The organism is Paracoccus sp. (in: a-proteobacteria), from assembly GCF_030538695.1.
Classification (GTDB): domain Bacteria; phylum Pseudomonadota; class Alphaproteobacteria; order Rhodobacterales; family Rhodobacteraceae; genus Paracoccus.
This window is the reverse complement of the sequence record NZ_JAUNTN010000041.1, coordinates 1-11,553: the sequence shown is the minus strand read 5'-3', so window position 1 is coordinate 11,553 and position 11,553 is coordinate 1. Positions and strand designations below refer to the sequence as shown.

Annotated in this window: 11 protein-coding genes; 2 read left to right on the top strand and 9 right to left on the bottom strand. The window is 61.5% G+C overall.

The genetic code is table 11. The features are described from left to right. Positions 1–244: 244 nt before the first annotated feature. Positions 245–1,720: an NAD(P)/FAD-dependent oxidoreductase gene (locus tag Q4G24_RS16035; protein ID WP_303367545.1), complete on the top strand. Its 1,476-nt coding sequence runs from the start codon at positions 245–247 to the stop codon at positions 1,718–1,720. Then, a complete protein-coding gene (locus Q4G24_RS16030) occupies positions 1,717–2,541 on the top strand; it encodes an SDR family oxidoreductase (RefSeq protein ID WP_303367544.1) in 825 nt (274 codons plus the stop codon). Before Q4G24_RS16035 ends, Q4G24_RS16030 begins: the two co-directional genes overlap by 4 nt. 98 nt (positions 2,542–2,639) lie before the next feature. On the opposite strand, the gene Q4G24_RS16025 is transcribed toward Q4G24_RS16030, so the two are convergent. The 9 genes from Q4G24_RS16025 to Q4G24_RS15985 all read right to left on the bottom strand — a co-directional run bounded on the left by Q4G24_RS16025 (position 2,640) and on the right by Q4G24_RS15985 (position 11,459). Next, the gene (locus tag Q4G24_RS16025) at positions 2,640–3,905 is read right to left on the bottom strand and encodes an amidase (RefSeq protein WP_303367543.1); all 1,266 of its coding nucleotides are present in this window, start codon (positions 3,903–3,905) and stop codon (positions 2,640–2,642) included. Continuing rightward, the gene (locus Q4G24_RS16020; protein ID WP_303367542.1) at positions 3,902–4,570 is read right to left on the bottom strand and encodes a DUF2848 domain-containing protein; all 669 of its coding nucleotides are present in this window, start codon (positions 4,568–4,570) and stop codon (positions 3,902–3,904) included. The genes Q4G24_RS16025 and Q4G24_RS16020 overlap by 4 nt, the downstream gene beginning before the upstream one ends. 11 nt (positions 4,571–4,581) lie before the next feature. Next, positions 4,582–5,862 carry a TRAP transporter large permease gene (locus tag Q4G24_RS16015; RefSeq protein WP_303367541.1) on the bottom strand — a complete coding sequence of 427 codons (1,281 nt, stop codon included), beginning with the start codon at positions 5,860–5,862 and terminating at the stop codon, positions 4,582–4,584. Continuing rightward, complete coding sequence (locus Q4G24_RS16010) at positions 5,859–6,404, bottom strand: TRAP transporter small permease subunit (RefSeq protein WP_303367540.1); 546 nt, start codon at positions 6,402–6,404, stop codon at positions 5,859–5,861. Before Q4G24_RS16010 ends, Q4G24_RS16015 begins: the two co-directional genes overlap by 4 nt. Before the next feature lie 15 nt (positions 6,405–6,419). Next, on the bottom strand, positions 6,420–7,454 hold the full coding sequence (locus Q4G24_RS16005; RefSeq protein ID WP_303367539.1) for a TRAP transporter substrate-binding protein: 1,035 nt from the start codon (positions 7,452–7,454) through the stop codon (positions 6,420–6,422). A gap of 20 nt (positions 7,455–7,474) precedes the next feature. Further along, a complete protein-coding gene (locus tag Q4G24_RS16000; protein WP_303367538.1) occupies positions 7,475–8,293 on the bottom strand; it encodes a putative hydro-lyase in 819 nt (272 codons plus the stop codon). A gap of 89 nt (positions 8,294–8,382) precedes the next feature. Then, a complete protein-coding gene (locus tag Q4G24_RS15995; RefSeq protein ID WP_303367537.1) occupies positions 8,383–9,267 on the bottom strand; it encodes a LysR family transcriptional regulator in 885 nt (294 codons plus the stop codon). An 871-nt stretch (positions 9,268–10,138) separates the two neighbouring features. After that, complete coding sequence (gene rpsO, locus Q4G24_RS15990) at positions 10,139–10,408, bottom strand: 30S ribosomal protein S15 (RefSeq protein WP_303367536.1); 270 nt, start codon at positions 10,406–10,408, stop codon at positions 10,139–10,141. A gap of 136 nt (positions 10,409–10,544) precedes the next feature. Then, positions 10,545–11,459 carry a calcium-binding protein gene (locus Q4G24_RS15985; RefSeq protein WP_303367535.1) on the bottom strand — a complete coding sequence of 305 codons (915 nt, stop codon included), beginning with the start codon at positions 11,457–11,459 and terminating at the stop codon, positions 10,545–10,547. Positions 11,460–11,553 lie beyond the last annotated feature (94 nt).

The following is an 11,553-nucleotide window of genomic DNA, read 5'->3' as shown; positions in this document are numbered from 1 at the left end:
TGCGCGACGGCGCCGAACGCCCTGCGGCGCGTATGCTGACCTCGGGCCGGATGGCACGCAAACTGGCGGTGCGTCATGCCCGCAACGACAAGCCGCTGGTCATGTAAGCCAGCAGAAACAAAGAAAAGGGCCGGGAAACCGGCCCTTTTTTGTTGCCCGCACGACGCCACGTCAGAACCGATATTCCCGCTTCTCAGACCATCCCGCGCGGCCCATAGTCGAAAGGGGGAGAGAGGAGCTTGCCATGGCGATGGAACAGCCAGAGACGGGCCGGATTTTCGATATTCTGATCCTTGGTGCGGGCATGTCCGGCATCGGCTGCGCGGCCTATCTGCGCCAGCATTTGCCGCATAAAAGCTGGCATATTCTTGAGATGCGCACGGATGTGGGCGGCACATGGGATCTGTTCCGCTATCCCGGCATCCGCTCGGATTCGGACCTTTACAGCTTTGCCTATGATTTCCGCCCATGGAACAGCCGCAAGGCGATTGCTGAGGGACCAGAGATCAAGGCCTATATCGCCGCCACCGCCGATGACTATGCAATCCGCGATCAGATCAGCTTTGGCCGCAAGGTGCTGGCCTGTGACTGGTCGTCAGAACGGGGGCTGTGGCGGGTGACGGTGCAGGCGGGCGCGGCGCAGGAAATCTGGCAGGCGCGGTGGATCTTTTCGGCCACCGGCTATTATGACTACGATCAGGGCTATCAGCCTGATTTCCCGGGCGAAGCAGATTTCGCCGGGCAGATTATCCACCCGCAGCACTGGCCCGAGGGGCTGGATTACAGCGGCAAACGGGTGGCGGTGATCGGCTCGGGGGCGACGGCGGTCACGCTGCTGCCTGCGCTGGCGGAAAAGGCCGCGCATGTGGTGCAGGTCCAGCGCAGCCCCACCTATATCATGCCGCAACCGTCCGAGGACCGGCTGGCCCGATGGCTGCGCCCGTTCCTGTCACCAATGCGCTTGCACCGACTGATGCGCCGCAAAACCCATTTCGAACGGCATCTGTTCTGGCACCTGTGCCAACGCTTCCCGCAAACCATGCGGCGGCTGATCCGCTGGGTGAATATCCGTTCTTTGCCAAGGGATTACCCGGTCGATCTGCATTTCAACCCGCCCTATGACCCGTGGGATCAACGGCTGTGCGTGGTGCCGGATGGGGATATGTTCAAGGCACTGGCTGACGGTCGCGCCGGGATTGTGACCGGCCAGATCGCGCGCCTGACGCCTTCGGGCATCCAGATGCAGGACGGTCAGGACATTCCCGCCGACATCATTGTGACGGCCACCGGGCTGAACCTGAAACTGGCGGGTGGCGCGGCATATTCCATTGACGGACAAAAGGTTGACTGGTCCGAGCGGGTCATTTTCCGGGGTATGATGCTGGATGGCATCCCCAATCTGGCGCTGTGCATCGGCTATACCAATGCGTCATGGACGCTCAAGGTCGGGCTGATCTGCGAATATTTCTGCCGCCTGCTGGCGGAAATGGATGCGCAGGGTGCGACCATCTGCACCGCACAGCGGCCCGCCGGAGGCATGGCCCTGCGCCCGCTGCTGGACTTTGGCGCAGGCTATGTGCGCCGGGCAATGGACAGCCTGCCCAAGCAAGGCGACGCTTTCCCTTGGGAGATGGGGCAGGATTACCACCGCGACGCGCGCCTGATGCGGGCTGGCCCTGCGATTACACCGGAATTGCGTCTGGAAAGGGGGGTATCGTGACGATTTATTACAACCGCACCGCCGTTGTGACCGGCGCAGGCGGCGGGCTTGGCCGGGCCTTGGCGCTGGATCTCGCAGCGCGTGGGGCGCGGCTGGCGATCTGTGACATCAACGGCGAGGCCGTGCAGGGAACCGCCGCACTGGCTCAGGCCGCCGGTGCCGAAGTCATGGCGACGGCGCTGGACGTAACCGACAGCGCCGCCGTTCAGGGCTTTGCGGATGCCGTTCTGACGCATTTCGGCAGCGTGCATCAGCTTTACAACAATGCCGGGATCGGCAGCTTTGACCGCTCGTTTCTGGACACGCCACCGCAGGCTTTCGACCGGATCATGGCGGTGAATCTTGGCGGCGTGGTCCATTGCAGCCGGGCGTTTCTGCCACATCTGATCGCCAGCAGTGCCGGTTGTCTGGTGAATATCTCCAGCCTGAACGGGGTGATGGTGCAGCCCTTGCTGACGGCCTATTCCACCAGCAAATTCGCCGTCCGCGGCTTTACCGAGGCGCTTCAGGCCGAAATGCTGCTGGACCGCCATCCGGTTCAGGTCACGCTGGTTCTGCCCGGCGGGATCGCCACGCAGATCATCGCGCGGGGGGTGGCAGATGATGCGGCCGCCAAGGCGCGGCTGAAGGTTTATGACCAGCAATTGTTGCAAATGCAGCCCGACACCGCCGCCCGGCTGATCCTTGACGGTGTCGCGCGTGGCCGCAACCGGATTGTCCTGAGCGGTCGCGCCAAAAGGTTGGAACTTATCGCCCGACTGCTGCCCGCACACTACCCCGCGCTGGTCGTGCGCGGCACCCGCAAACTGTTCGGCGGGTAGGGTTCTCCGACCCACGGAAGCGCTCTCTGGTCAAGCTACGGTCACCATACGCAAAATCCGCTCCATATGGCTGCACCCTGTATCCACCACCAGTCACCTCAAAACACAGCGCAAATCCGCCCGGCAACCGCAAGCAACCCCGCATCTTGTCCCTTGCGCCCGACCAGCATCGTCATGGACCATGCCGGGGCCAGTCCCGGCGTGGGCATTGCCAGCGCACAGCCATCGGCCAGATTGGCCAGCGAGGTGTTGCGCAGCATGGCGGCGTTAAGCCGGTCGAAATCGGCCTCAACCTCGGCAATCGTTGGGGGCAGCATCATCAGCGTGGGGGTCAGCAGCGCATCGAACCCCTCCATCGCGGCATCAAACCGCCGGGTGATTTCGGCGCGGGCGGCATAGGCATCGTCGATCTGCGCCTGCGTCAGGGTTTCGGCAAAGCGGATGCGGGCCAGAACGCGCGGATCACCGATCTGGGCCAGACGGTCCAGATCACCCGCGTAGATCCGATGCGCCTCAACCGCGACGATGATCCGGTTCAGCCCGATTCTTGCACCCAGCCAACCGAAATCGACCGGGACCAGCTCATGCCCCTGTGCCTCAATCCGGGTCTTTTCAGCATCAAACAGCGCGGCAACCTCGGGGGTCAGATCATTGGTAAACGCACCTTCCGGCACGGCAAGGCGCAGGTGCCGGGGGGCCTCGGCCAAGAGCGGCTGCGCAGCCATGATCGCCAAAATCGCCCGCAGCAGGCCCGGATCGCGGGCCATCGGGCCGGGGGTGTCATAGGTCGGGGCCAGCGGATGCACGCCCGTGGCGTCGATCAGCCCCTGACTGGGCTTCATCCCCCATAGTCCGTTTGCCGCCGCCGGAATACGCAGCGAGCCGCCAGTATCCGTGCCAATCGCCGCATCCACCAGCCCCAGTGCCACCGCAACCGCCCCGCCCGAGGTAGAGCCACCCGGCATCACCCCCGGCACCAAAGCACTGGAGGGCGTGCCATAATGCGGATTCAGGCCAACGCCAGAATAGGCGAATTCGGACATCGTGCTGCGCCCGAACATCAGCGCACCCGCCTGACGTAAACGCGCCACCGCGACCGCATCATCACGGGCCGCTGCGCGATCAGCCAGCAGGCGCGAGCCGGCACTCGTCACCTGCCCCGCCTCGTCAAACAGATCCTTGATCGAAATCAGCGTGCCAAACAGCGCCATATCCTCGCCACTATCATGGCGGGCTTGCAACCGGGCGGCCTCGGCCCGGATACGTTCGGGTGAAAAAGCGGTGAAAATCGCGCGGCGGGTGTCCGCGGGCAGCGCCTCGACCCGGGCAATGGCGGCCTCGACCTTATCAAGTAAGCGGGTCATGCGATTTCCGGCAGAACGGTGGTTTCATATTCATGGCTGATCTGCCGCCCGGTTGCCGGATCGCTCATGCGCATCCGAAACCGCGTGGCCGGCCGCACCCCGCCCTTAGCGCCAAAGGTGCCGCACATCATCAGCACCGGGCCATCCTGCGCCAGATCCTCCAGTCCGCCGCCCGCGATCAGATCGGCGAGGGGCCGAATGGAAGCCAACGTGCCGGATTGATAGGCGATCCAATCGCCGCCCTCATAGATCCAGCTTTCCAACTGGATTTCCTCCAGCCGGTCGCTGATTTCCTCCCAGGGCCACAGCTCTGCAGCGCAGGGTTTGGCGCAGACCTGTTTGGACAGGGCGACAGAATGAGCCTCCAACACGCGGTCGGTATGATCGGACCCCATACCCAGATAGCGCCGTGCGCCGATCTGCACGATCAGCGGCTCGACCTCGCCGGATGAGCCATTGCCCACGACCTCGATCCGCCCGTCATGGGTCAGCAGCGCCGCCGAGACGCGATAAAACAGCGGCGTGGCCGAGGGTGGCTTGACGCCAAGCGCTGCCAGCTCCTCGATATGATGGGCGATGGCGGCACTGTCCCGGCCCGTCCAGCCCGCGATGACAAGATGCGCAGGATCCAACATCAGTGGCGCGCCATTAACAGTAAATTGCATATTCAGTCCTTTCAGAAAGCCGCGGGCAACCACAGCGCCAAACCGGGCAGCGCGATCAGCGCCACAATCATGGCGACCATCACCAGCACATAGGGGATCACCCCTACGATCACATCGCTAATCGGGCCGCGACGACGCGCGCCCTGCACAACAAACAGGTTCAAGCCGACGGGCGGGGTAATCAGCGCCATCTCGATCAGGACGATCAGCAAGATGCCGAACCACACCTTATCATAGCCCAGCCCCGCCATGATCGGCACGACAATGGGGATCGTGGCGACCATCAGCGACAGGGTTTCGATGAAAAAGCCCAGCACGATATAGAGCGCAATCACCAGCAGCAGCGTGCCAAAGGGTGTCAGCCCCGACCCTTGGATCAGCGCCGACAACTGACGGCCAAGCCCGGCAGAAGTCATCGCAAAGTTCAGGAAATAGGCCCCGACAATGACCAACATAATCATCGCGGAAATGCGGATCGTGCCTTGCAGGGCCTCGGATACGGCGGCAAGGCTCAGCCCGCCGCTGAACATCGCAATCAGCACCGCCATGGCCACACCGATCGCTGCGGATTCAGTGGGCGTCGCCCAGCCCGCATAGATCGAGCCGATCACCACCGCAAACAGAAACAGGATCGGCAGCAATTGCACTAGACTGCGCAGCCGATCCGCCCAACCAAAGCCACGCGACGGACCGCCAAGGCCCGGACGCGCCATGCACAGCAGCACAGTCACCACGACAAAGGCCGCCGCCATCACCAGACCGGGGATCAGACCGGCCAGAAACAGTTGCGGAATCGAGGTTTCGGTCAGAAACCCGTAAACGATCAGGTTGATAGAAGGCGGGATCATAATGCCCAGCGTCCCGCCCGCGGCGATTGCGCCGGAAAACAACCTTGGGTCGTAATTCAGCCGTTCCGCCTGCGGCATGGCCACCGTGGCCACGGTGGCAGCCGTCGCCACCGACGAACCGGAGGTGGCCGAAAACATCGTGGCCGTGGCGATATTGGCATGGATCAGCCCGCCGGGCAGCCATGACAGCCATTTGTCCAGTACAGCATAGGTGCGTTCGGCCACACCGCCCCGGACCAGTACCTCGCCCAGCAGCACAAACAGCGGAATCGCGATCAGCGTCGAGGAAGCCGAGGATGACCAGACCATCTGCCCCAGCCCCCGCAGCAGCGGAAACGAGGAGTAGAACTCGGCCACGCCAATGCCCAGCAGGAACATCACAATCCCCACCGGGATCGACAGCGCCATCAGCCCCAGAAGGGCGATACCAACAGACCAGATCATTGTTCGACCTCCGATCCGATGCCGGCGGCTGCGTCAAAACCCGCGCGCTGCCCCGTCAGCATATAAGACAGCGCAATCAGCGTCAGCAGCGTGGCGGTCACCGCGAACCAGACCCAGCCCGAAAACCAAATGCCTTGCGGGATCCAAAGGGGCGTTTCTAGGGGCGTATTGGCCTTTGCCCCGCGTGCCAGCGTCTTTTCCAGAACCGGCCAGCAGTGAACGGCGATCAGCACGATAACCGCATTGGTCACGATCAGCGCAAAAATATCCATGGCGATCTGACCGCCCTGCGCCAGTTTCTGCCGGATAAAGTCGATACGGACATGGGCACGCTCCAACAGCGCAAAGGACAGCCCCCAGCTGGCAACCGCCGCCACGACATAGCCCGAGATTTCATCCGAACCGCCCAGCGACCCCCGACCCATGGCCCGCAGCATCACATCGGTCAGGATAAACAGAACCGTGGCAATCAAAACCAGCCCAAGGATCAGCGCGACATAGCGGTTCACCCGCCGCAACAGGGCGTGCAATTTTGTCATCATGGCAGCGGTCTTTCGTTATTGGCCGATGCTCAGACCGACCGTCTGACCAACCGTTTCATTCCAGCGCGCCGCCCAGTCGTCACCCGCACGCCGCGCCCAGTCGGGCAGAACCTCGGTTGACAGGATGTCTCGCGCGGTGGCCAGATCAGTGTCGCTGGCCTCGACCAGCGTCATGGAGGCAGCCTTACCACGCGCACATTCCCCGTTGCCGGTCAGGCAGGCCAGATCACCCTGCAACCCGCCCTCAGATGCTGCCCATGCCGGGGCCTCCAGCCCTTCGACCACCGCCGAGACCAGCTGTGCCTGTTGCCCGGCGCTCAGACCATCGAAGCGATCGGCATTCATCGCCACCACAACCGGATCCCAGCCACCCAGCGGCAAGGTCAGCAGGCGATCGGACACCTCCCACCAACCGGCGGAATAGCCCGAACCGGCCCCCGTCACCGCGCAGTCGATCACGCCGCGTTCCAGCGATCCGGGCACCTCGGAAAAGGCAATATTGATCCCTTCGGCGCCCAGTGCCTCAAGGAATTTGGTGGTCATGCGGCCCGAACCGCGCACTTTCTTGCCCTTCAGATCGGCCAGCGACGCCACATTACCGCGGCAAAACACCACCTGCGGCGGATAAGGCGCAATCGCCAGCAATTCCGCGTTAAAGCGGTCGCGCATAATATCGGCAACCATCGGGCGGGCGGCGGCAACCATCGCCTTGGCCTCGTCGGCGGAATTGGCGATCAGCGGCACATCCAGCCCTTCGAGTTCCGGCGCATCGCCCACGGTGTAATCGGCCACGGTCGAACCGATGTCGAACACGCCATCGCCCAACATGCGGAATACATCAGCCCCGGCAATGCCCATCTGGTCAAAGCTGGTCAGCTGCGCGGTCATCTCCCCTCCGGTCAGCTCAGACAGCTTTTCGGTCCAGAACGGGGTTTCAAACTGTTGATACAGGGGCAGGTTGCTCCAGCTTCCAACGACGGCGAAGTCTTCTGCCAATGCCGGGGCGGCCAGAAAGGCGCCTGCGGTCAATGCGATCATGCTGTGTTTCATCGTACTCTCCTGTTGGTTTGTTATAGGGTCTGACCGGGGCCGGTCAGGATACGCCCGGCGCGCGCCGCCGGAATATCCGTCACCAGCATATGCCCCGGCGCATGGGTGATGGCGAAAGGCAGGCGCGCCGCCTCCAGCGCGGCTTGCGGTGTCACCCCACAAGCCCAGAACACCGGCACATCGCCGGGGTGAATGTCGGGCGCATCACCGTAATCGGGCCGCATCAAATCCGGGATGCCGATCTGCGCCGGGTCTCCCAGATGCACCGGCGCCCCATGCGCCAGCGGCAGGCCATTGCAGATGATCGCCGCCTCGATGGCATCAGCAGCAGGCATCGGGCGCATACTGACGACCAAAGGTCCCGAAAACCGCCCCACTGCGCGAGTCTGAATGTTGGTGCGATACATCGCCACATTCCGTCCCGCCGCCTGATGGCGCAGCGGCACGCCTGCACGCGCCAGCGCATCCTCAAAGCTGAACGAACAGCCCAGCGCAAAGGACACCAAATCATCGCGCCACAGCGCCGCAATATCCACCGGCTCATCCATCAGCCGCCCATCCCGCCACAGCCGATAGCGCGGCACGTCATGGCACAGGTCAATATCATGGCCCAGACTTGGCAAGGACAGATCACCCGGTGCCCCAACCGCCAGCAGCGGACAGGGGCGCGGGTTCATCTGGCAAAAACGCAGAAAATCCGTGGCATCCGCAGCGGGCAGGATCACCATATTCGCCTGTAGCGCATCGCCACCAAAACCCGCCGTCGGGCCGGTGAAATCCCCCCGGCGGATAGCTGCCCGTAACTCCCGTGGATCAGATAGATGAACAGCCTGCTGCAACGCGTCCCCCTCACTTTGAAGCCAGTCTGATAGGGAGAAATGAGCAGATCAATAGTTCATTTATTTGCAGTATTGATCTAATTTTAAGATCATTCTTTGATCAGGTTCAGTGCCGCCGTCGTCACCTCGCGCCCGATTTCGTTATTCCGTTCAGGCAAATAGCAAACGACAAACTCCAGATCCGGCAGGCGGGCGTCTGGCATGACGGAGATTTCCTCCAGCCCGGCATGGGGCCATGAGCGGACAATATCATGCGGAATCGTCCCGATCCCGAAACCCTGCCCGACCAGATGCAGCATCGTCGCCAATGAGGCCGACCCATGCACGGCCGTCGCCGCCTGCCGCCGCGCGGGGGACAAAAGCTGCACCACGCGGCGATAGGGAATCGTCGCCTTGGGGAAGGATACAATCGGCAGCGCCGCCAAATCGTCTATCCCGGCGGGATGGGGCAGATCGAAATGCCGGGGCGAGACAAACCAGCCCAGCGTCACTGGCGGCAGCGGCGTCAGATGCGTGCCACGCGGTGCCATATCCCGCATCAGGATCACCACATCCAGCTCATCGCGCATCAGCTCACCCGCAAGCTGCTCTGATGTATCCACCGAAATATCGAAACGCAGCAGCGGATGACGATTGCGCAGATCCGTCAGCATCCGCGCCAGCAGCGTGTGGGTGATGGTCTCGACCACACCCAGCCGCACAACCCCGGCCATGACTCCTTGTGTCAGTTCCTTCAGGATACGATCGCGCTGTGTGACCAGCAGGTCCGCCTCGTCGCACAGCCGCCGCCCCGCTGCCGTCAAGCGGACACCGCGCCCGTCACGCTCGAAAATCGTGATTTTCATGCGGTCTTCAAGGTGGCGCACCCGACGCGAGATTGCGGATTGCGCCAGCCCCGTCGCCTCGGACGCCGCACGAAAGCCGCCATAGCGCCAGACGGCCCGGATAATCTCGATGTCACGAAAACCAAACATTCCACACCCTTCATTCAGGAAGACTGCAAACCAGCACTTTACAGATTGCAGCCCGGCTTTTTATAGGCCGTGTCCAACATATAATAAGTTAATGCTACGACCTTAAAAGATAGTCGTGACATCCGGTACTTATAGACAGGGTTTCAGTTTCCAAACAGCATCTCAGGAATCAGTAAGCTAATCGTCGGCACATAGGTTAACAGGATCAGTGGCTCCGTCATCAACAAGATTGTCGGCAGGTCACCACGAATCACTTAAAATAGCGTCATTTTGGCCATCTCTATGGTAACAAATAAGTTTCCTGCACCCCATCGTTGCCCCCTCGACCGTTCGCCGCAGCGATGACGCAATCCATCAGCTCCGGGGAGATACGCGACCAAAATTCGTCATAGATGGGCTGCGATCTTTCGATGAATGCGGCACGCACCCTTGGACGAAAGTTCCAGAATCTCAATCTGACTACCGATTTCTTCGAAGATGCAAACCTCATCCTACGCGGTGAGTTCGCGCGCGACGTCGCAGCCAACGATCATCGCCTCCTCGGCGATCTGTTACAGATCCTCGGGCCGACCGTCCCAAGCAGCCTTGTTCATGATAGCGACATGACATATGGTAGATATGCTCGGTTAGTGTAGTCATTCAAAAATTGCAGTCTAGTGGCAACACTTGGGCACTCAGTGTTGGCTGCGAGCCGAGTGTAGCGTGCAGAACTTGATAGAAATGTGTCCTGATAGCGAGCACTTCAAAATGCGGAAAAGAAGTAAAGAAGTATATCTATCTCACTGCATCTGTTGTTGCGAGTATTTATATATAGCCCCTCAAAAAACACCCGCAACAGCAGTTGCGGGTGTTTCAATTCAGTGCCCTGAAATCAGCGGCGGATGCCCAGACGACCGATCAGCGCGGTGTAGCGGGCTTCTTCTTTACCCTTCAGATAGTCCAGCAGCTTGCGGCGCTGCGCGACCAGCTTCAGCAGGCCACGGCGGCTGTGGTTATCTTTCTTATGGGTTTTGAAATGCTCGGTCAGGGTCGAAATACGCGAGGTCAGGATCGCAACCTGAACTTCCGGCGAGCCAGTGTCGCCCGGCTTGGTCGCGTATTCTTTCATCAGCCGATTCTTTTCTTCGACGGTAATCGACATCGGGATCTCCTTTCAGAAATACAAAGGGTTATGGCACAGGCCGGGATGTCGTCCAGCACAGGCCCATGGAGGTATCCGCCACCGATCAAAGCAGCGGATATGCGCCCATAAAGGGTTTTGCCCTGAAAGAAAAGGCTTATTCCGGGCGCAGCACCAGAACCGCGTCATCCGTCAGACGGCCACCATGCAGCACATGCACCACCGGCAGGCCATCCACCAGAACCATGGCAGAACCATCCGCCAGTCGGTCGATGCCCACCACCGCATCACGGGCGCTGTCGGGCAGGTGCAGCTCGATCCGGTCATGGTCGGGGTGATAGTCAGTAATCACCCCATAACCTTCGCTGCCGGGGCGGATCAGGAACAGGTCATTGCCACCTTCACCGCTGAGCATATCCCCTGCACCACCGATCAGCGTGTCATCACCTTCGCCGCCCAGCAGCCAGACGGTTTCATCCGAGTCATGGCCGACCAGCAGGTCATTGCCGGCACCGCCAACCAGCACGCTGGCCCCATCTGGCCCGGCCTCCAGCGTGTCATCCCCTGCCCCGCCGTCAAGATTATCCGCCCCCGGCCCGGCGATCAGCCAGTCGTCGCCCTCACCCCCCAGCAGCGTATCATTCCCGGCACCGCCATCCAGCAGGTCATTGCCGCTATAACCAGCCAGAAAATCATCCCCTGCACCACCCAGCAGGGTATCCTCGCCCCCCGGCGCATCGGGGTCATCGCCGCTCAGCCAGTCGTCGCCATCACCGCCGATCAGCAGGTCATTCCCACCGCGCCCGATCAGTTGGTCGCCGCCATTACCGCCATCCAGCGTATCATCACCATCACCGCCGATCAGCCCGTCATCGGCAGAGGTGCCGGACAGATGCACCCCCTCGGGCAGCGGTTCCGGCATCGGCTCATGCGGCGGTTCAGCCGGAACCTCGGGTTCGGGCTGAGGGTCAGCCTCGGGCAACAGATCATCGGCCTCATCATCCGAGGATGCACCGAAATCACCGAACAGCCCCAGAGTCAGAACAGCAAGAATACCGGCCAAGACATACATCACGATCACCTTGCAGGCGCAGGATGCGCCCTTTGCTGGTGATTATACCGCAAAGACTGCCGCAGAAGGACTGTTATCTTAACAAAGGGTTAAT

What these genes read in the sequence shown, in the direction of transcription:
- Q4G24_RS15995 (WP_303367537.1), bottom strand. Translation starts at nt 9,267, where the DNA reads ATGTTTGGTTTTCGTGACATCGAGATTATCCGGGCCGTCTGGCGCTAT.
- Q4G24_RS16015 (WP_303367541.1), bottom strand. Translation starts at nt 5,862, where the DNA reads ATGATCTGGTCTGTTGGTATCGCCCTTCTGGGGCTGATGGCGCTGTCG.
- Q4G24_RS16020 (WP_303367542.1), bottom strand. Translation starts at nt 4,570, where the DNA reads ATGCAATTTACTGTTAATGGCGCGCCACTGATGTTGGATCCTGCGCAT.
- Q4G24_RS16010 (WP_303367540.1), bottom strand. Translation starts at nt 6,404, where the DNA reads ATGATGACAAAATTGCACGCCCTGTTGCGGCGGGTGAACCGCTATGTC.
- Q4G24_RS16025 (WP_303367543.1), bottom strand. Translation starts at nt 3,905, where the DNA reads ATGACCCGCTTACTTGATAAGGTCGAGGCCGCCATTGCCCGGGTCGAG.
- Q4G24_RS16035 (WP_303367545.1), top strand. Translation starts at nt 245, where the DNA reads ATGGCGATGGAACAGCCAGAGACGGGCCGGATTTTCGATATTCTGATC.
- rpsO (WP_303367536.1), bottom strand. Translation starts at nt 10,408, where the DNA reads ATGTCGATTACCGTCGAAGAAAAGAATCGGCTGATGAAAGAATACGCG.
- Q4G24_RS15985 (WP_303367535.1), bottom strand. Translation starts at nt 11,459, where the DNA reads ATGTATGTCTTGGCCGGTATTCTTGCTGTTCTGACTCTGGGGCTGTTC.
- Q4G24_RS16005 (WP_303367539.1), bottom strand. Translation starts at nt 7,454, where the DNA reads ATGAAACACAGCATGATCGCATTGACCGCAGGCGCCTTTCTGGCCGCC.